The 18743-nt window shown below is 66.0% G+C and carries 19 protein-coding genes; 16 read left to right on the plus strand and 3 right to left on the minus strand.

Features of this window, described 5'->3' with window-relative positions:
- Window positions 1–73: 73 nt before the first annotated feature.
- The 15 genes from NL241_RS15385 (at window position 74) to NL241_RS15455 (ending at window position 14198) form a co-directional block, all read left to right on the plus strand.
- Window positions 74–949: a fumarylacetoacetate hydrolase family protein gene (locus tag NL241_RS15385; protein WP_494397983.1), complete on the plus strand. Its 876-nt coding sequence runs from the start codon at window positions 74–76 to the stop codon at window positions 947–949.
- Between the two features lies 1 nt (window position 950).
- The gene (locus tag NL241_RS15390) at window positions 951–1871 is read left to right on the plus strand and encodes a VOC family protein (RefSeq protein WP_494397984.1); all 921 of its coding nucleotides are present in this window, start codon (window positions 951–953) and stop codon (window positions 1869–1871) included.
- Window positions 1872–1910: 39 nt separating this feature from the next.
- Window positions 1911–2384 (plus strand): carboxymuconolactone decarboxylase family protein, encoded by a 474-nt coding sequence (locus tag NL241_RS15395; RefSeq protein WP_494397985.1) that lies wholly within the window; start codon window positions 1911–1913, stop codon window positions 2382–2384.
- 13 nt (window positions 2385–2397) lie between these two features.
- Window positions 2398–3423 carry an ABC transporter permease gene (locus NL241_RS15400; protein ID WP_494397986.1) on the plus strand — a complete coding sequence of 342 codons (1026 nt, stop codon included), beginning with the start codon at window positions 2398–2400 and terminating at the stop codon, window positions 3421–3423.
- A gap of 27 nt (window positions 3424–3450) precedes the next feature.
- Window positions 3451–4431, plus strand: coding sequence for a sugar ABC transporter substrate-binding protein (locus NL241_RS15405; protein ID WP_494397987.1), 981 nt, complete (start codon window positions 3451–3453; stop codon window positions 4429–4431).
- 58 nt (window positions 4432–4489) lie between these two features.
- Window positions 4490–5458: a sugar ABC transporter substrate-binding protein gene (locus NL241_RS15410; protein WP_494397988.1), complete on the plus strand. Its 969-nt coding sequence runs from the start codon at window positions 4490–4492 to the stop codon at window positions 5456–5458.
- Between the two features lie 14 nt (window positions 5459–5472).
- A complete protein-coding gene (locus NL241_RS15415; RefSeq protein WP_494397989.1) occupies window positions 5473–7041 on the plus strand; it encodes a sugar ABC transporter ATP-binding protein in 1569 nt (522 codons plus the stop codon).
- 16 nt (window positions 7042–7057) lie between these two features.
- On the plus strand, window positions 7058–7846 hold the full coding sequence (locus tag NL241_RS15420; protein WP_494397990.1) for an SDR family NAD(P)-dependent oxidoreductase: 789 nt from the start codon (window positions 7058–7060) through the stop codon (window positions 7844–7846).
- Window positions 7847–7878: 32 nt separating this feature from the next.
- Complete coding sequence (locus NL241_RS15425) at window positions 7879–8679, plus strand: SDR family NAD(P)-dependent oxidoreductase (RefSeq protein WP_494397991.1); 801 nt, start codon at window positions 7879–7881, stop codon at window positions 8677–8679.
- Window positions 8676–8990, plus strand: coding sequence for a YciI family protein (locus tag NL241_RS15430; protein ID WP_494397992.1), 315 nt, complete (start codon window positions 8676–8678; stop codon window positions 8988–8990). Before NL241_RS15425 ends, NL241_RS15430 begins: the two co-directional genes overlap by 4 nt.
- Window positions 8987–10081, plus strand: coding sequence for a zinc-dependent alcohol dehydrogenase (locus tag NL241_RS15435; protein ID WP_494397993.1), 1095 nt, complete (start codon window positions 8987–8989; stop codon window positions 10079–10081). The genes NL241_RS15430 and NL241_RS15435 overlap by 4 nt, the downstream gene beginning before the upstream one ends.
- Complete coding sequence (gene trxB, locus NL241_RS15440; RefSeq protein ID WP_494398317.1) at window positions 10050–11024, plus strand: thioredoxin-disulfide reductase; 975 nt, start codon at window positions 10050–10052, stop codon at window positions 11022–11024. The genes NL241_RS15435 and trxB overlap by 32 nt, the downstream gene beginning before the upstream one ends.
- Window positions 11025–11042: 18 nt before the next feature.
- Complete coding sequence (hisD, locus tag NL241_RS15445; protein ID WP_494397994.1) at window positions 11043–12341, plus strand: histidinol dehydrogenase; 1299 nt, start codon at window positions 11043–11045, stop codon at window positions 12339–12341.
- A gap of 3 nt (window positions 12342–12344) precedes the next feature.
- The gene (locus NL241_RS15450; protein WP_494397995.1) at window positions 12345–13100 is read left to right on the plus strand and encodes an SDR family NAD(P)-dependent oxidoreductase; all 756 of its coding nucleotides are present in this window, start codon (window positions 12345–12347) and stop codon (window positions 13098–13100) included.
- A 342-nt stretch (window positions 13101–13442) separates the two neighbouring features.
- Window positions 13443–14198, plus strand: a complete 756-nt coding sequence (locus NL241_RS15455; RefSeq protein WP_487692672.1) for a YebC/PmpR family DNA-binding transcriptional regulator — start codon at window positions 13443–13445, stop codon at window positions 14196–14198.
- A gap of 18 nt (window positions 14199–14216) precedes the next feature.
- Here the strand turns inward: NL241_RS15455 and NL241_RS15460 are convergent, their stop codons facing one another.
- Window positions 14217–15050: an alpha/beta fold hydrolase gene (locus NL241_RS15460; protein WP_494397996.1), complete on the minus strand. Its 834-nt coding sequence runs from the start codon at window positions 15048–15050 to the stop codon at window positions 14217–14219.
- Window positions 15051–15116: 66 nt separating this feature from the next.
- On the opposite strand from NL241_RS15460, the gene NL241_RS15465 reads away from it, so the two are divergent.
- The gene (locus NL241_RS15465) at window positions 15117–15728 is read left to right on the plus strand and encodes a TetR/AcrR family transcriptional regulator (protein ID WP_494397997.1); all 612 of its coding nucleotides are present in this window, start codon (window positions 15117–15119) and stop codon (window positions 15726–15728) included.
- Here NL241_RS15465 and NL241_RS15470 read toward each other — a convergent pair.
- Both NL241_RS15470 and NL241_RS15475 read right to left on the minus strand, forming a co-directional pair.
- Window positions 15679–17199, minus strand: a complete 1521-nt coding sequence (locus NL241_RS15470; RefSeq protein ID WP_494397998.1) for a GMC family oxidoreductase — start codon at window positions 17197–17199, stop codon at window positions 15679–15681. The two genes, NL241_RS15465 and NL241_RS15470, sit on opposite strands and share 50 nt — an antisense overlap.
- Window positions 17192–18712: an APC family permease gene (locus NL241_RS15475; protein ID WP_487692677.1), complete on the minus strand. Its 1521-nt coding sequence runs from the start codon at window positions 18710–18712 to the stop codon at window positions 17192–17194. Before NL241_RS15475 ends, NL241_RS15470 begins: the two co-directional genes overlap by 8 nt.
- Between the last annotated feature and the right edge of the window lie 31 nt (window positions 18713–18743).

The raw sequence follows: 18743 nt of genomic DNA on the forward strand, positions 1-18743 counted from the left end.
GGCATGTGATGGAAAACGCCACACGGTGTGGTCTGCAACACAGCGTCCACCCCCTGAAGTAACGGAGTTTCCAGTGCGTTTGATGAACGTCAGCGGTCGGTTGCATCTCTCCACGCCGAAGGGCGCAGTCGACGTGGCCAAAGCGTCCGACGGCCTCTTTGCCCCCGATCCCCAGTCCGTCTTCGAGTCCTGGGACGCGTTCGAGAATTGGCACACAGCGCAGGGCGTGGCCCTGGCCGCACATCCCGCCGTCACGGTCGACGCAGCGGAACTGGGATCGCCGGTGCCGAACCCGCGCCAGGTGTTCGCCGTGGGCCTCAACTACAGCGAGCATGCCGCCGAATCCGGATTCAGTCGCCCGGAGCAACCCGTCATCTTCACCAAGTTCGCCTCGTCGATCACCGGGCCTGTCACCACGGTCCTGTTGCCGGCCGGCTCCGTCGACTGGGAGGTGGAGCTGGTGGCGGTGATCGGCCGCGGCGGGCGGGACATCCCCGTAGAGCACGCTTGGCGCCACGTCGCCGGAGTGACTGTCGGACAGGATCTTTCTGAACGTCAACAACAGCATTCGGGCCCGGCGCCGCAGTTCAGCCTGGCCAAGTCCCATCGCGGCTTCTCGCCCATCGGGCCGGAGTTGGTGACCATCGACGAGCTCACCGACCCCGACGACCTGGAGATCGGCGCAAGCATCAACGGCGAGGTGGTCCAGCAGGGCCGCACCAGCCAGCTGATCTTCCCGGTCCCGACGCTGGTGGCGAAGTTGTCGCAGACCGTGGAACTCTTTCCGGGCGATGTGGTGTTCACCGGCACCCCGGCCGGAGTGGGAGCCGGTCGCACACCGCCACGGTTCCTCGAGCCCGGCGACGTGCTGCGCAGTTACATCAGTGGGATCGGTGAGCTGGAGCAGACGTTCGTCGAGGCGCCGGTCGCAGTGGGACGAGGAGCCTGACATGGCGCTGCACCGACTGGATTCCATCACCTTGGGTGTGCCGAATATTCCGACGGCAGTGGAGTTTTACCGCGACTTCGGCCTCACCGACCTCGGTAACGGATGCTTCGCCACGGTCGACGGCGGACATCAGCTCACTCTCGTCGAAACTCCGACCCGACGACTGATGCGCGCCGTCTTCGCCGCTGATGACGGCGACGACCTCGGGCGAGCCCGGGCGGGACTGGCCGCACTCGGTGTCGACGCGACGCTCGCCGGGGATCGGCTGTCCGCGGTGGAACCGGGGACTGCGACACTCATCGAGCTGGTGGTCGCCCCACGACTGGAGCAGCCCCGCTACGGCGCGCCCGCGGTCAACGGGCCGGGCCGAGTCGACCGGATCAATGCTCGAGCCGACGGGGTGCTCATCTCCGACCGGGTCCGACCGCGGCGGCTCGGTCATTTTGTTCTCGGCAGCCCCGAATACGACCGGTCCTACGCCTTTTTCGTCGACGGTCTGGGTTTCAAGGTCAGCGACGCCGTACGTGATGTGGGGGTGTTCCTGCGGTGTTCCACCGACCACCACAACGTTCTGGTCCAACGCGCCCCGGTGCCCTTCATCCACCACAGCAGCTGGCAGGTCGAGGACGTCGACGCCATCGGCCGGGGTGCCACCGCGATGCTGGCCGAACATCCCGAGCGGCACGTGTGGGGGTTGGGCCGGCATTACGCGGGATCGAATTTCTTCTGGTACTTCAAAGATCCCGCAGGCAATTTCGCCGAGTATCACAGCGATATGGACCACATTCCCGAGGATGCCCTCTGGACACCGGAGATGCTCGAAGGCGCCAAAGGACTGTTCCATTGGGGTCCGCCACCGCCGCCGTCGTTCATCAACCCGGAAGATCTGGCCGACCTGATGATCAGCGGCCACCCTGCGTAATCCATCTCGAAAACACCTCAGCACAAAGGAAATACACGCATGCCTCGAATCACCCCCACCTACCGCAGCACGGACTCCTTCTACGCCGTGCTCGGTAACCGTCCCCAGATCGCCGACGCCTGGGCCGCGCTGGACAAGGTGCTGCTCACCGACGGCTCCTCGTTGCTGTCCACATCGCTCAAAGAGGAGGTGCGGGCCGGACTGGCGCAGGGGATCGGCTGCCAGTACTGCGCCACCGTCGGCGGCGCCCACAGCACCGAGCACATTGACCCCCGTGCCAGCCTGGCCGGTGCCTTCGCCGAGCAGGTGGTCAACAACATGGGCAATCTCGACGACTCGATGTTCGACGTGCTGCGCTCGGAGTTCAACGATGACGAGATCGTCGAACTGTGTGCCTGGATCTGTTTCAAACTCGGCGCCAACGTCCTGGGAGCCCTGATGAAGCTCGACCGGGCCACCGAAGAGCAGAGCAGCGCCTATCTCGAGCTGCTCGACGACGCCGGCGCACGGTAGGGCGTGTCTGATCATGTCTCCCGACAGTGATTCGGCGACAACGACGCTGGAGCGGCCGGTCGTCACCGCTGCGAGCCTGCACCGCGCGCGTCTTCGCAAGCTGGCCGACTTCAGCGCGCGGTACGGAATCCAGGTGGTGTTCTTCGTCATCCTGACTGTCCTGCTGATCAGCTCGCCGCTGTTCCGTAGCCCCGACAATCTGCTCGGCGTCCTGCAGCAGAGTTCGATAATCGGCGTGCTGTCCTGCGGGATGCTCGTGATCATCGTCGCCGGGGCATTCGACCTCTCCTTCGGTGCCATCGGTGTCGGCGCCTCGGTCAGTGCCGCCGCCGTGATCGTGAGCACCGGCTCCATCGGCTACGGCCTGCTTACCGCCGTACTGGTCGGACTGGCCTGTGGCTTGTTCAACGGGTTCCTGGTGACAAGAATCGGTATCACGCCCTTCGTCGCCACGCTGGGTAGCGGCACCCTGATCACCGGAATCGTGCTGAGTCAGACCGGCGGCCGGGCCATCGCCGGGCTTCCGCTCGCGCTCAGTGAATTCGGCCTCGGCCGCACTCTCGGCATCCCCAACCCCGCACTGGTGTTCGCACTCGCGGTACTCGTCACCTGGTTCCTGCTGCACGTGACCCGGTTCGGGCACTTCCTCTACGCCGTTGGCTCCAGCAAGGAACCCGCTCGGCTGGCCGGCGTCCCGGTGGACCGGGTGATGGCCGGGGCGTTCGTCTTCGGCGGACTGTGTGCGGGCATCGCCGGCATCCTGCTGCTCTCGCAGACCAACGTCGGGCAGCCCACCGGAACCGAGACCTGGGCGCTCAACGCCATCGCCGCGGTGGTGGTCGGCGGCACCCCGTTGCGAGGTGGCATGGGCGGGGTCCGCTCCGTGGTTCTCGGCGCACTACTGCTGGGTGTGGTGTCCAATGCGCTCAATCTCTACGGGGTCTCGCCGTACTGGCAGCCCGCCGTCACCGGCACCGTCATTCTGCTCGCGGTCGGTTTCGACGCCTACCAGCGCAAGTCGCGCGGCACGGCGAATTGATCCGTTCTCACAGTGAGGAATTCATACATGTCTACTAGTCACCCACGACGTGGTGTGCGGCCGGTGGTCATCGCAGTGGTCGGCCTTCTGGTCACGGCCATGCTGACGGCGTGCGGCCAGGGCACCGGCGGCGCCGACGGCCCGCAGAGGATCGGCGTCATGCTGTTCAACACCGACCTCCCGGCCTACGCACCACTGACCGCCGGTATCAACGCCAAGGCCGACGAGCTGGGCGTTGAGGTCGACATCCAGAACGGTCAACTCGATCCGGCCCGGCAGGCGCAGTTGGTGCAGCAGTTCGTCACCCAACGGGTGGACGCAATCGTGATCAGCGCCAGTGACGCCAATGCGATCGTGCCAGCGGTACGCCAGGCCAATGCCGCCGGCATCCCGGTGTTGGGGCTGACCAATGACATCGGTGAGGGTGCCGAGCGATTGACCTATGTCGGTTCGGACAACGTCGCGTTCGGTGAGATCCTGGCCCGGGGGGCGTTGGAGGCCACCAAACCCGATGCCAAGGTGGCGATCATCCTCGGCGCGTTGGGCACCACCTCGGAGCGGCAGCGCACCGAAGGCATCGAGAAATTCGTAGCGGCGAACCCGGGAATGCGGATCATCGCCAAGCAGACCGCCAACTGGGACAATGCCCAGGCGTTGAAGGTGGGACAGGACCTGTTGGCCAAGTACCCGCCTGGGACGTTGGATGCGATCATCTGCGAAGGGCCCGAAGGTGCGGCGGCGGCGAAATACGCTGCCAGCGCGGGACGTACCGATGTGAAGTTCGTCGTCGGGGACACCTCCCAAGACGTTCTGGCGCAGCTGGAAGCGGGCACCATCGCCGGCACCGCATTCCAGAACTTCTTCGATCAGGGCGGCACCGCCATCCAGTACGCCGTCGACGCCGCATCGGGTCGCGAAGCCGACATTCCACAACCCAATGCGTATGCCCCGATCGAGCTGTACACCGCCGCCGACGTCGCCAAGATCCCCGACAACTCGCTGTTCTGACCGCCGTCGCGCACCTCCCACTCATTCTCAACGCTTCTCGACGAAGTGAGGACTCTTCATGCCCAAAACAAGCCTGATGCGCTCAGCCGCAGTACTTCTCAGCACACTGCTTCTCGCGATGACCACCGCTTGTGGCCAAGCCGCCAACAGCGCAGACGCCCCTGTCCGAGTGGGCGTGGTGCTGTTCAACACCGATTTGCCGTCATTCGCCCCGCTGATGGCCGGTATCAACGCCAAAGGTGAGGAACTTGGCGTCGAGGTCGACATCCAGAACGGTCAACTCGATCCGGCCCGGCAGGCGCAGTTGGTGCAGCAGTTCGTCACTCGCCGGGTGGACGCGATCGTGATCAGTGCCAGCGACGCCAACGCCGTGGTGCCGGCGGTGCGCCAGGCCAATGCCGCCGGCATCCCGGTGTTGGGGCTGACCAACGACATCGGTGAGGGTGCGGAGCGGCTGACGTATGTCGGTTCGGACAATGTGGCGTTCGGGGAGATCCTGGCCCGCGGTGCGTTGGAGGCCACCAATCCCGATGCCAAGGTCGCAGTGATTCTGGGGGCATTGGGCACCACCTCGGAGCGGCAGCGCACCGAAGGCATCGAGAAATTCGTGGCGGCCAATCCGGGGATGCGGATCATCGCCAAGCAGACCGCCAACTGGGACAATGCGCAGGCGTTGAAGGTGGGGCAGGATCTGTTGGCCAAGTACCCGCCTGGGACGTTGGATGCGATCATCTGCGAAGGGCCCGAAGGTGCGGCGGCGGCGAAATACGCTGCCAGCGCGGGACGTACCGATGTGAAGTTCATTGTCGGAGACACCTCACAAGACGTCATGGCACAGCTGGAAGCGGGCACCATCGCCGGCACCGGATTCCAGAACTTCTTCGACCAGGGCGGTACCGCGGTCCAGTATGCCGTCGACGCCGCATCGGGGAAGGACGGTGAGGTACCGCAGCCCTATGCCTACGCGCCGATCGAGCTGTACACCGCCGCCGACATCGCGAAAATCCCTGCGAATTCGCTGTTCTGAGCCGAGGGCCGACCATGACACACTCTGTGGAACACCGCCCGATCGATGCGGCTGTGGCGACCGAGACGCCACGGCTCGAGATGCGGGCAATCACCAAGGACTTCCCGGCCGGCCGGGTGTTGCACGGCGTGGATCTCACCGTGCACGCCGGCGAGGTACACGCGCTGGTGGGGGAGAACGGTGCCGGCAAGAGCACGCTGATGAAGATCCTGGCCGGGGTGCACGCCGACCATGGCGGCACGATCGCCGTCGACGGTGAGCAATTGTCCGGCAGTTCCCCGGCGGCGATGCTGCGGGCCGGCATCGCCGTCATCTACCAGGAGTTCTCGCTGGTGCCGGATATGACTGCCGCGCAGAACATCGCCCTCGGGCGCGAACCCGTCTCGCTGGTTCCCGGCCTGATGAAACATCGGGCCGCACGACGGCGCAGTGCGGCCGAGCTGGACGAGATCGGAATCGATGTCCCTGTCGATGTGCCGGTGTCCGAGCTGCCGGTCGGTCAACAGCAGATGGTGGAGATCGCGAAAGCTGTTGCGCGCAAGGCGAAGATCTTGGTGATGGACGAGCCGACGGCACGTTTGTCGGCAGCCGAGCGCGAGCGGCTGTTCGAGATCATCACCACGCTGTCGCACCGGGGGGTCGGGATCATCTACATCTCGCACTTCCTGGAGGAGATCCTCGCGGTGTGCTCCACCGTCACGGTGTTGCGCGACGGAAGGCGCATCACCACCTGCAGCAGGGACGGACTCGACCAGGACAAGATCGCGCATCTGATGGTCGGAGACAAGTTCGAGGCCATGACCGAAGGCGTCGGACGCGGTGCCCGCGCGGCCGACTGCAGCGATTCCCCGGCCGCGCTGCAGATCGAAGGATTGTCGGTCGACGGTGCGTTGGCGCCGGTCACGGTGACCGTTCGTCGTGGCGAGGTGATGGGTTTCGCGGGCATCCAGGGGTCGGGGCGCACCGAGCTGGCCCGGGCACTGGTGGGGGCGATCGACGGCACCGCGGGCCGGCTGCGGGTCGGTGACTTCACCGGGCTGCCCAAGAACCCGCGCCAGGCCGCCGACGCCGGACTGCTGATGTTGCCGGGCAACCGCAAGAGCGAAGGCATCATCGAGCAGCGGTCGGTCAGAGCGAACATCGAACTGACCGCTCTGCGGGGCCGATTCTCGCGGCGCTGGTGTGTCAGGACACGGCACATCGACCGCGCCGTCGACGACCTGATGGGACGCTTCGCGGTACACCCGCGTAAAACCGACCTGCAGATCACCGCGCTCAGCGGAGGAAACCAGCAGAAGGTCCTGTTCGCCCGGGCCGTGGCCGCCGAACCCTCCGTTCTGGTACTGGACCAGCCGACCGCCGGTGTGGACATCGGTGCCAAAGCCGAGCTCTACACCCAGATCGAGATGCTCGCCGATTCGGGTGTCACTGTTCTGGTGTTCAGCGATGACCTCGAGGAACTGCTGCAGCTCAGCAATCGAATCGTGGTGATGCGCAAGGGGATCGCCCGACCCCCGCAACCGTCGGCGCAGTTCGACCGGGCGGCGCTGCTGGCCGCCATCACCGGCGACGCCGTCGCCTGAGAAGAGGAGATCCGACATGACAGCCCCCACGATCACCGGCCGGCTGGCCGGCAAGGTCGCGATCGTCACCGGTGGTGCCGACGGTATCGGGCGCGCCACGTGCCTGCGGCTGGCCGACGCCGGCGCCGCCGTCGTGGTGCTCGATCGCGACGGTGTCAAGGCAGCCGAGGTGGCTGCGGAGATCGAGAGCGGCGGCGGCCGTTCCTTGGCCGCCGTGGCAGACGTGACCGTCGAATCGCAAGTGCAGGAGGCAGTTTCACGGTCCGCTGAGCGGTTTGGCCGGATTGATGTGCTGGTGAACAACGCGGCCATCCCCGGCGCGCAGAAACCCACCCACGAGGTCACCGAGGCCGAATTCGACGAACTGTTCGATGTCGACGTCAAGGGTGTGTTCTTCTGCACCAAACACGTGATCCCGCACATGATGGCCGGGGGAGGTGGCAGCGTCATTCACATCTCGTCGATCAACGGACTGGTCGGCAACAAGGATGTCCCGCTGTACCACGCGGCCAAAGGGGCGGTGCGGTTGATGGCGAAGACCGACGCCGTGGTGTACGCCGAAGACAAGATCCGGTTCAACTCGATCCACCCCGGGTCGATCCGTACCGCACTCAGCGAGAAGCTGGCGGCGATCCATCCCGGCGGCCCGGACGCCTACTTCCGATGGCTGGCCGATATGCACCCGCTGGGTCATCAGGGCGAACCCGACGATATCGCCTACGGCGTGGTGTATCTGGCGTCCGACGAATCGAAGTTCGTGACCGGGACCGAACTTGTCATCGACGGCGGGTACACCGCGCAATGACCCCACCCGAGGACCCACAACAGGAGGAATCCATGTCATTCAGCATCGCAGGTAAGGGGGCGGTCGTCACGGGTGCCAGCTCGGGCCACGGCCGGGCGATCGCACTGGCGTTGGCGGCGGCGGGCGCTTCGGTGGTGTGTTCGGACATCCGCAAGAGTGCGCTGGCCGGAGGCTACGAACCTGATCTCGACATCGACACCGACGACCTGATCCGGCAGCGCGGCGGCAAAGCGGAGTACATCCAGGCCGATGTGACCAGCGCCGACGACCATGAGGCCGCCGTCCGGGCCGCTGTCGAAGCGTTCGGCACCCTGGATGTGTACGTCAACAATGCCGGAGCGTTCCTGGGTAACTACTCGGTGGTCGACGAGCCGCGGCAGACCTGGGACAGGACCTTCGAGATCAACGTCACCGGTACCTGGCTGGGCTGCAAAGCGGCGGTGCGCCAGATGCTGGCCCAGGAAGTGCGTGGCCGGTCGCGTGGCAAGATCGTCAACGTCGGCTCCATTGCCGGTGACATCGGGCAGGCCGACCTGGGTGCGTACTCCGCGTCCAAGGGGGCGATCCACAACTTCACCCGTGCGGTCGCCATCGAGAACGCACCCCACCGGATCAACGTCAACGCGGTGGCGCCCGGTTACTTCCCCACGGCCATGAACCGCGCCGCGTTCGATGACCCGGAGACGCTTGCCAAAATCCAGGCGCTGCACCCGTGGCCGGAACTCGGCGTGCCCGACGATGTGGCCGCGGCGGTGACCTTTCTGGCCTCGCCGGGTGCCGACTGGATCACCGGGGTCATCCTGCCGGTGGACGGCGGGTTCCTGGCGTCATGACGGCGATGTTCGTGGCGGTGTCCACCTATACCAAACCTCTCGAGCAGATCGACGCGGTGCGGGGGGAACATCTGAATTGGATTGGCAGGCAATACCAGTCAGGCCACCTGCTGGTGTCCGGGCGGCAGGCTCCCGCGGTCGGCGGGGTCGTCATCGGCCGGGCTGCCGACCTGGCTGCGTTTCGTACGCTGTTGGCCGAGGATCCGTTTGTCCGTACCGGACTGGCCCGGTATGAGGTCATCGAATTCGAACCGACGCCGGCAGCGCTGGCCATGCCGGGGTTCGCGGCGTTCATGGGGTCGCAGTCATGAGGGCCGCGGTTCTGCACGGCGCTGGTGACGTGCGTATCGAGACGCTCGCCGACCCCTCCGGCCCGGGGCCGGGCGAGATCCTCATCGAGGTGATTCGCGCCGGCATCTGCGGTTCGGACGCCGCCGAATTCAGTCGCGGACCGGTGGTGACGCCGTTGCTCGACCCCAACCCGCGTAGCGGTCACCACGGTCCGGTGATCCTCGGCCACGAGTTCGTGGGGCGGGTGGTCGGCGTCGGACGCGACGTCGACGAGGGTCTGATCGGGCAGCGCGTGGTCCCGGGGGCCGGTGTGTGGTGCGGCAACTGCGCCTGGTGCCGGCAGGGCCGGCCCAACCTGTGCGAGCAGTACTACACGTTGGGATTGCAGGCGCACGGCGGGATGGCCGAATTTGTCACGGCCCCGGCACGTATCTGCGTTCCGGTCCCAGAGGCGGTGCCCGACGACGGGGCCGCGATGACCCAGCCGTTCGCCGTTGCGCTGCACGCCCTGGACCGGGCGCGGCTGACACCGGAGGACACCGTGTGGATCAACGGCGCCGGCGGTATCGGCGGGTTCCTCATCGCCGGCGCCGCGGCGCGCGGGTGCCGGACCATCATCGCCTCCGACGTCGCGCCGGAGCGCCTGCGCCTTGCCACATCGCTGGGCGCAACCACGGTCCTCGACGCCGCCGTGTTCGATGTCGGTGCCGAGGTTGCGGAGATCACCTCGGGCGGCGCCGACGTCGCGATCGAAGCATCCGGTGCCGCGGGCACCTTGGCCACCGTCATCGCCGCCACCCGCCGCGGCGGCCGGGTGCTGTTGGTGGGTCTGCCCAAGCAGCCCCCGGTGGTGGACACTGCCGACATCGCGTTGCGTGAACTCGACCTGTTGGGCACCGTCGCCCACATCTGCGACCGCAACATTCCCGAGGCACTGGACATCCTGGCCACGACACCAGCGGTACGCAACGCAGCGGACCGCGTGATCGCACTCGACGACCTGGTGAGCGGCGGCCTGGAGCCACTGTGTCAGGGGCAGGTCACCGGCAAGGTGCTCGTGGACGTGAACGCCAGAACTACTGCAACAGAGGACTATTCACGTGATTCATGACTTGATCATCATCGGTTCCGGCCCGGCCGGCTACACCGCGGCGGTGTACGCAGCCCGCGCGCAACTGGCGCCGCTGGTCTTCGAGGGCACGCAGTACGGCGGGGCCCTCATGACCACCACCGAGGTGGAGAACTACCCGGGATTCACCGACGGGATCATGGGTCCGGAGTTGATGGGACAGATGCGCGAGCAGGCCATCCGCTTCGGTGCCCAACTGCACACCTCTGACGTGGAGGAGGTCCGGCTGTCCGGCGCCGTCAAGGAGGTTGTCGTCGACGGGGAGGTGTACAGCACCCGGGCGGTGATCCTGGCGATGGGGGCCGCACCGCGGTATCTCGGGGTGCCGGGCGAACAGGAGCTGCTCGGCCGAGGTGTGAGTTCGTGCGCCACCTGTGACGGCTTCTTCTTCCGCGATCAGGACATCACCGTGGTCGGCGGCGGCGATTCGGCGATGGAGGAGGCCACCTTCCTGACCAGGTTCGCCCGTTCTGTCACAGTGGTTCACCGCCGCACCGACTTCCGCGCCTCGAAGATCATGCTGGAACGGGCACGCAACGACCCGAAGCTGCGGTGGCAGACCGGACAGGCAGTCGCCGAAGTCCTGGGCGACACCGGCGTGAGCGCGCTGCGGTTGCGGGACACCACCACCGGCGTCGAGTCTGTGCTGGACGCCACCGCGATGTTCGTCGCGATCGGCCACGACCCGCGCAGCGATCTGGTGCGCGGGCAGGTGGCTCTTGATTCGGACGGTTATGTGCTAACCGATGCCGGAAGCACCCACACCGATCTCGACGGGGTCTTCGCCTGCGGTGACCTCGTGGACCATACCTACCGCCAGGCCATCACCGCCGCCGGGTCGGGCTGCGCGGCGGCCATCGACGCCGAACGATGGTTGGCGGCTCATTCCGATGCCGTGGACACCGAACTGCCGGCACTTGCCTGAAACCACCAAGGAGCCAACATGACCGAATATCTCAAGGCGGCAACGCCAACCAGCGTCGACAGCGACAGTTCCCAGGCGGTCCGCGAGACCGTCACCGCGGTGATCGCGGACGTCCGCAAGCGTGGTGATGCCGCCGTGCGGGAGTACTCCCAGAAGTTCGACAAATGGTCGCCGGAGAGTTTCCGGCTCACCGACCAACAGATCGCCGACATCGTTGCAGGAGTGCCCGAGCAGGCGCTCCATGACATCAAGACCGTGCAGGAGCGAGTGCGCTCTTTCGCGGTACACCAGAAGAACTCCTTGAGCGACTTCGAGGTCGAGACCGAGCCCGGAGTCTTCCTCGGCCAGAAGAACATTCCGGTGAGCTCGGCGGGGGCCTACGTGCCAGGTGGGCGTTATCCACTCGTGGCGTCGGCACACATGACCGTGGTGACGGCCAAGGTCGCCGGCGTCGAACGGGTCACCGCGTGCACGCCGCCGATCCGCGGTGAGATACCGGCGGCCACGGTCGCCGCGCTGCATCTCGCCGGCGCCGACGAGATCTTCCTGCTCGGCGGCACCCAGGCCGTCGCCGCCCTGGCGTTGGGCACCGAGACCATCGGCAAGGTGGACATGCTGGCAGGTCCGGGTAATGCCTATGTGGCAGAGGCGAAACGGCAACTGTTCGGTGAGGTGGGTATCGACCTGTTCGCCGGACCGACGGAAGTCCTGGTGATCGCCGACAACCATGCCGATCCTTTCGTCGTCGCCGTCGACCTGCTGAGTCAGGCCGAGCACGGGCCGGACTCCCCGGCGGTGCTGATCACCACCTCGGCGGCTCTCGGTCGTCGGGTCATCGAGCACATCGACACCCTGCTGATCGACATGCCCACCGCGGACTTCGCCGAGCCTGCCTGGCGTAATCACGGCGAGGTCGTTGTCGTCGAGGATCTGGACGCCGCCTTCCGGCTGGCCGACCGTTACGCCAGCGAGCATGTGCAGGTGCTGACCGCGAATCCGCGTGAGGCGCTGGAGAAGATGCGAAACTACGGGGCGCTGTTTCTCGGCGAAGGCACCTGTGTGTCCTACGGCGACAAGGTGATCGGCACCAATCACACGCTGCCCACCCGCGGTGCCGCCAACTACACCGGCGGGTTGTGGGTGGGCAAGTACCTCAAGACCGTCACCTACCAGGAGGTCACTGATCCCGGTGCCAGCGCTGCCCTGGGCCGGTTGTGTGGACGGGCGGCACGCGTCGAGTCCTTCGAGGGGCACGCACGCTCCGGTGATGTGCGGGCGCACAAATTCGGTGGTGCCGAACTGTCCTGGGCCGGCTAGGTCGTGGCGTTCGACAGGCTGAGTCTGGCCGGGCAGCGCGCGGTCGTCACCGGAGCCGGCCGGGGGATCGGTAGGGCGGCTGCCGAGTTGCTCGCCGCGCGTGGCGCCGACGTCGCGCTGTTGGCGCGCAGCGGTGACGAATTGCAACAAGTTGCTTCAGGGATCGTGGAATCCGGCGGACGCGCCCGCGTGTTCGTCGTCGACGTCCTGGACGACGACGCGCTGCAGCGGACGTTCGGCGACGTCGGCGGCGCCGACATCCTGGTGAACGCGGCGGGTACCAACAGACCCAAACTCCTGTTGGATGTCACCCTGGACGACGTCGAGGCACTGCTCGCTCTCAATGTGCGGGCCACACTGCGAACGACGCAGCTGTTCGTGCGCCAGGCGGTCGCCCGATCCACCAGCGCGGTGGTGGTGAACATCTCCAGTCAGATGGGTCATGTCGGCGCACCGCAGCGCAGCCTCTACTGCGCCACCAAGCACGCGGTGGAAGGAATGACGAAAGCGCTCGCAATCGAGTTGGCGCCGCACGGAATTCGGGTGGTGTCGGTCGCGCCGACATTTGTGCAGACTGCCATGACGCGCCCGTTCCTGCGGGATCCTGGTGCATCGCAAGCGTTGTTGGACCGAATTCCCCTCGGCCGGTTCGGCACGGTGGAGGAGGTGGCCGAAACCGTCGCCTTCCTCTGCTCACCCGCGGCGGCGTTGATCACCGGCAGCAGCGTGCTCACCGACGGCGGCTGGGTCGCGCAATAACGCGGTCCGAGGAGTTGCAGCAACCGCAAGCTCGCCTACACCGTGTCGAGGTTGCCGGTGCCGACGCTCCATTGCGGCTTCCAGCTGGGCCGTCGCGCCAGTAGCTGATCCTGGTTATGCCGACGTCGCCGCCGCACGATCCGAACTGCGACCGGCTCAGGTGGCGTTGGTCGCGTCCTGTGGTGTGCGGACCGTTGAGGCGACGTGCCTCGCCGTCATAATCTCACGCTGCGTTGAATTGAGTCTCAACGTAATGTGAAACTCCCGCAGCGATGCCCGGCGATGGGAAACCACCAAGTAGACTGGCGGGTCGAACTCGAGCGGGAGAGAGGTAGTTCGCCGATGAGCGGCCATTCCAAGTGGGCGACCACGAAGCACAAGAAGGCAGTCATCGATGCGCGTCGGGGTAAGAACTTCGCCAAGCTGATCAAGAACATCGAGGTCGCGGCCCGCACCGGTGGCGGCGACCCTGCCGGTAACCCCACTCTCTACGACGCCATTCAGAAGGCGAAGAAGAGCTCGGTTCCCAACGACAACATCGAACGCGCCCGCAAGCGCGGTGCGGGCGAGGAAGCCGGTGGCGCCGACTGGCAGACCATCACCTACGAGGGGTACGGCCCCAACGGCGTGGCGATCCTGGTCGAGTGCCTGACCGACAACAAGAACCGCGCCGCCGGCGAGGTCCGGGTGGCGATGACCCGCAACGGCGGCAACATGGCTGATCCCGGTTCGGTGTCCTACCTCTTCTCCCGCAAGGGCGTGGTGACGCTGGAGAAGAACGGCCTGTCCGAGGATGACGTGCTGGCCGCGGTCCTGGAGGCCGGCGCCGAGGAGATCAACGACCAGGGCGACAGCTTCGAGATCATCTCCGAGCCCACCGATCTGGTGGCCGTGCGCACCGCGCTGCAGGACGCGGGTATCGACTACGACTCAGCCGACGCGAGCTTCCAGCCGTCGGTCACTGTGCCCGTCGACCTCGAAGGCGCCCGCAAGGTGTTCAAGCTCGTCGACGCGCTCGAAGACAGCGACGACGTACAGGACGTGTACACCAACGTCGACATCCCGGACGACGTCGCCGCCCAGCTCGACGAGGAGTAGACCCCTGGCACACGGGCGTCAGGTGCGGGTCAGGAAGGCGCCGATCTCGCGGGCGGTCTGCTCGGGCTGATCGAGCATGACCAGTACGCTCGCGTCGTCGATGTAGCGCAGCTGGCTGCGCGTCAGTTCGGCCAGCCGGTGCGCGTGATCGTCGGGCATCACCGCGTTGCGGCTCCACAGCACCAACACCTCGCCTTCGAAGAAGGCCAGCCGGTTGGTGGCGCGCACCAGATCACGCCGGTCGAACCGGGTGCGGGAGTACTTCAGGAGATCACTGCGGATGGCCCGGTCCGCCAGCCCGGGTTCGGTCCACGCGTCCATCGTGGCTTGCGGAATCGACTTCTTGGCCATCATTCCCCACATGAAGAAGCGGTCACGCAGCCACGGGATCCGCATCTGTTTCATGGCGAGGGCAAGAGTGCCGGTGGTGCGGCTGGCCACCCAGGTCATCTTTCCGGGAAAGCCGGGCGGGAAGTTGCCGAACGCCTCGCACGGACAGATCACCATCCGGTTGATCCGCTTGTCGCGGCCGATGTCGGTCAAAAACAGCGGCCCGCCCCAGTCGGTGACCACCAGGCAGACGTCCATGAGATCGAGTGCGTCGAGGAAATCGGCGACGACACCGACCATGCCGGGCATCGTCAGGTCGGCCTCCGGGCGCATCGGAACGCGATGGCCACCTAGCGGGAGCACCGGCAGGAGATAGCGAAAACCGCTCGGCAACAACGGGATCACCATGTCCCACTGCGAGTCGTTCATCAGCAGTCCGTGTAACAGGACGACGGGTGGTCCGTCCGGGTCGCCTTCTTCTCGGTACTCGACGGTGCCCGCGGTGAGGTCAACGGATTTCATAGCCCAACCCTCCACTAGAACGGCGATTCTAGAACGTATGCTCTAGTGTGTCGGTAGGAGGCGACAATGGCAAGGTCCACCCGGGAATCGATCGTGACGGCCGCCGCGGAGTTGATGCGGTCCAAGGGCTACGGCGCGGTGGGGATGAAAGACATCGTGGCAGCCAGTGGCGCCCCCACCGGTTCGCTCTATCACCATTTCCCCGGCGGCAAACAGCAGATCGCCCGCGAGGCATTGACCAATGCCGGCATCGCCTACGGCATGCTCATCCCCACCCTGATGGACCCGCACACCGACCTCGCCGGCGCCATCGAGTCGGCCTTCACTCAGGCCGCCGAGGACATGGCCGCCACCGGGTTCGCGAACATGTGCCCGGTGGCCAGCGTCGCCGCCGAGACCGCCGACCTCGATGAGGAATTGCGCCAGACCGCGGCCGCGGTGTTCACCGGCTGGCTCGACGGCGGGACCGCGTATTTCGTTGCGCGCGGACTGGATTCGGATACTGCGCGCGGGTTGACGGTGGCGCTGGTGTCGGCGCTGGAGGGCGCCTTCATCGTGGCCCGCACCTTGCGCAGCACCGAACCGCTGGTGGCGGCGGGGCGCGCCCTGGCGCCGGCCTACCGTGGGATCACGTTGAAGTCCGCAGGAGATCTGCGCATTTCTCCGCCATCGTCATGACGGTGATGTTCGGGTTCACCGCCGGTAGTTTCGGCATCGCCGAGGCATCCACCACCCGCAACCGTGACACCCCCTTGACCCGCAGTTCGGGATCGAGGACGGCCAGGGGGTCGGTGGGTGAGCCCATCCGGGCGGTGGCCGCAGGGTGGTACACGGTGTTGTGGCACTGGTGCACGTAGTCCAGCAATTCGTCGTCGGTGGTGGCGTCGGGTCCCGGCGCCAGCTCACGAGCCACCCACGCCGCCAGCGGCGTCTGCTCGGCGATCCGGCGCGCCAGCCGCAACCCGGCGAGCATGATGCGCTCGTCATATCCGTCGGGATCGGTGAAATACCGCGGATCCACTCTGGCGCGGTCCCGGAAATCGCGGCTGCGCAACCGCACCGAACCGCGGCTGTGCCCCTGTGTCACGTTCGGCGTCAGGCAGAATCCGTTGTCGGTGGTCGGGTAACCGCGCCGCAGCGTGTTCATGTCGAACGGCACGCTGCCGTAGTGCATCATCAGATCGGGTTGGGACACCCCGGGGTCGACGCAGGTGAACAGCCCGATCTCCCACCACTGGGTCGAGGTGGTCACCATCGGCCGCGCAGCCTCCCAGAACACCAGCCCTTCAATGTGGTCGTCGAGGTTCGCGCCGACGCCGGGGGAGTCGACCCGCACGTCGATCCCGAACTCGCGGAGATGCGCTGACGGCCCGATCCCGGAGAGCATCAACAACTTCGGGGTGTCGATGGCGCCGGCGCACAGGATGACCTCACGCCGGGCGGATACGCTGTCATAACCGGTGAGGTCGGGTCGTTGATAGCGCACCCCGGTGGCGTTGTCGGCCTCATCGAAGAGGATCTCGGCCACCCAGCAATCGGTGCGTACCTCGAGGTTGGGCCGGGTCTGGATGATCGGATGCAGGAAGGCATACGAACTCGACATGCGGGTGCCGTCCTCGCCGGCGTTGATCTGGAACCAGCCCGCGCCGTTGCGTACCGTCTCCCCGCGGTTGAACGCCACGGTGGGCAGGCCCACCTCCGCGGCCGCCTCCAGCACCGCCGCACCACACGGATCCTCGGGAGGAACGTCGCGCAGCAGTACCGTCTCGGTCAGACGTTTTGTCAGCGGCAGGATTTCGGCCGCGCCCCAGCCCTGGGCGCCCATGCCCACCCAGTCGTCGAGTGCCTCTGCCGGCGGCCAGAATGCGATACACGAATTGTGCGAGGAACAGCCGCCGAGCACCTTGGCCCTGGCGTGCCGCATGAACGAGTTGCCCCGCTCCTGCGGCTCAATGGGATAGTCCCAGTCATAACCCGAATCGAGCAGGTGCATCCACTCGGACAGCACCAGGATGTTGTCGTCGCCCACATCGGACGGACCGGCCTCGACCAGGCACACCGTGACCCCGGGATCTTCCGAAAGGCGCGCTGCCAGTACACAACCCGCCGTACCACCGCCTGCGATGACGTAGTCGAAGGTGTCAGTCACGGACGGTCTCCGCGGCATGGGACTTCAGGCACCCGATGTGGTGGCGGCCCTTGACGGCGTACCAGAGCAACCCGGCTCCGACGATCACACCGATGTAGACGAAGGCGCCCCAGGTGTTGTACCAGGGCTCCCCGTACACGGCAGCGCGCGGCCAAGCCAGGTTCAGCGCCATCGCCACACCCCAGACCACGGCGAAGATGTTCACCGGGAGACCCCAGCGGCCCATCGTGAAATAGCCCTCCGCCTTCAGGTCCGCCGGTGGCCACTGGCCCTGCAACCGCTTCTTCAGCAGAGGCCCGGTGACCATCAGATAGGCCAGGTAGATCATGATGATCGCAATGGACGTCAGCACCGTGAAGATCTTGGGCTGACCGATGTTGATGACGAGGATCACCACCGCGATGATCCCGATGGTCACCGCGGGCACGATCGGTGTCTGCGTCTTCGGGTTGACGGTGGCCAGCCGTTCGCCGAACGGCAGCGCATTGTCGCGCGCCATGGCGAACGTGAGCCGGATCGCCGCGGTGTGCACGGCCAGCGTGCACACGGTCACCGCGATGACGATGCAGACCAGGAACACCTTGCTCAGCGGGCCGCCCATGACCAGTTCGACGATGTACTGCAGGCCGCCCGAGCTTTCGCCGAGCGCGGGATCCTGCAGATTCGGCGCGGCCATCACCGCGAAAACCAGGATGGCGCCGCCGATCACGAACGACGCGAGGATGGCCCGGGCAATGGCCTTGGGTGCAGTGCGCCGGGGATCTCTGGTCTCTTCGCCCAACGAACTGGCCGTGTCGAAGCCGTACATGACGTAACCGGAGGCCAGTGAGGCGACCAGGAACGCGCCGAGATACCCCATGCTCTCGTCGGCGCCATACCCGTTGGCCGAGAAGAACACATCGGGACCGTTCTGGATGTGGATGGCGAGCAGGAAGGCGATGAGCACCGCCGCGATCAGCTCGATGAAAACCCCGGCGCTGTTGATCATCGCCATCAACCGCACCCCGAGTGCGTTGACCACCGTGGTGAACACAATCAGCACGGTGCCCAGCAGCACCGCGTTGGCGGCGTAGTCGTATTCCCCGGTGCCGTCGCCGATGATCTGAAATCCGCTCCACAGCCGTGGCAGGTTGAGCTGATACGCCAGCGCCACCGCCGAAATGGTGACGATCGAGGCGGTGAGCATCAACCAGCCCGAGGTCCAGCCCACCAACCTGCTGGCCAGTTTCTTGCTCCAGTTGTACACCGAGCCGGCCACCGGGTACTTCGCGGCGAGTTCCATGAAACACAGCGCGACGGCCATCTGCCCGAGGAAGACGATCGGCCAGGACCACAGGTAGGCCGGTCCGGCGGTGCCGAATCCGAAGTAGAACAACTGGAAAGTGCCGGTCAGAATCGAGATGTAGCTGACGCCGGCGGCGAAGCTGGCGAACTTGCCGATACTGCGGTCCAAGGATTCTCGGTAACCGAACTCGTCCAGGCCGCTGTCGGCGTGCGTTTCTCTGATGACCATGACTGTCTCCCTAGCCTTGGCTCATCGGGCG

The sequence above is a fragment of the Mycolicibacterium sp. SMGY-1XX genome (assembly GCF_059132455.1).

What these genes read in the sequence shown, in the direction of transcription:
- NL241_RS15390 (WP_494397984.1), top strand. Translation starts at nt 951, where the DNA reads ATGGCGCTGCACCGACTGGATTCCATCACCTTGGGTGTGCCGAATATT.
- NL241_RS15395 (WP_494397985.1), top strand. Translation starts at nt 1,911, where the DNA reads ATGCCTCGAATCACCCCCACCTACCGCAGCACGGACTCCTTCTACGCC.
- NL241_RS15400 (WP_494397986.1), top strand. Translation starts at nt 2,398, where the DNA reads ATGTCTCCCGACAGTGATTCGGCGACAACGACGCTGGAGCGGCCGGTC.
- NL241_RS15405 (WP_494397987.1), top strand. Translation starts at nt 3,451, where the DNA reads ATGTCTACTAGTCACCCACGACGTGGTGTGCGGCCGGTGGTCATCGCA.
- NL241_RS15410 (WP_494397988.1), top strand. Translation starts at nt 4,490, where the DNA reads ATGCCCAAAACAAGCCTGATGCGCTCAGCCGCAGTACTTCTCAGCACA.
- NL241_RS15415 (WP_494397989.1), top strand. Translation starts at nt 5,473, where the DNA reads ATGACACACTCTGTGGAACACCGCCCGATCGATGCGGCTGTGGCGACC.
- NL241_RS15420 (WP_494397990.1), top strand. Translation starts at nt 7,058, where the DNA reads ATGACAGCCCCCACGATCACCGGCCGGCTGGCCGGCAAGGTCGCGATC.
- NL241_RS15425 (WP_494397991.1), top strand. Translation starts at nt 7,879, where the DNA reads ATGTCATTCAGCATCGCAGGTAAGGGGGCGGTCGTCACGGGTGCCAGC.
- NL241_RS15430 (WP_494397992.1), top strand. Translation starts at nt 8,676, where the DNA reads ATGACGGCGATGTTCGTGGCGGTGTCCACCTATACCAAACCTCTCGAG.
- NL241_RS15435 (WP_494397993.1), top strand. Translation starts at nt 8,987, where the DNA reads ATGAGGGCCGCGGTTCTGCACGGCGCTGGTGACGTGCGTATCGAGACG.
- hisD (WP_494397994.1), top strand. Translation starts at nt 11,043, where the DNA reads ATGACCGAATATCTCAAGGCGGCAACGCCAACCAGCGTCGACAGCGAC.
- NL241_RS15455 (WP_487692672.1), top strand. Translation starts at nt 13,443, where the DNA reads ATGAGCGGCCATTCCAAGTGGGCGACCACGAAGCACAAGAAGGCAGTC.
- NL241_RS15460 (WP_494397996.1), bottom strand. Translation starts at nt 15,050, where the DNA reads ATGAAATCCGTTGACCTCACCGCGGGCACCGTCGAGTACCGAGAAGAA.
- NL241_RS15465 (WP_494397997.1), top strand. Translation starts at nt 15,117, where the DNA reads ATGGCAAGGTCCACCCGGGAATCGATCGTGACGGCCGCCGCGGAGTTG.
- NL241_RS15475 (WP_487692677.1), bottom strand. Translation starts at nt 18,712, where the DNA reads ATGGTCATCAGAGAAACGCACGCCGACAGCGGCCTGGACGAGTTCGGT.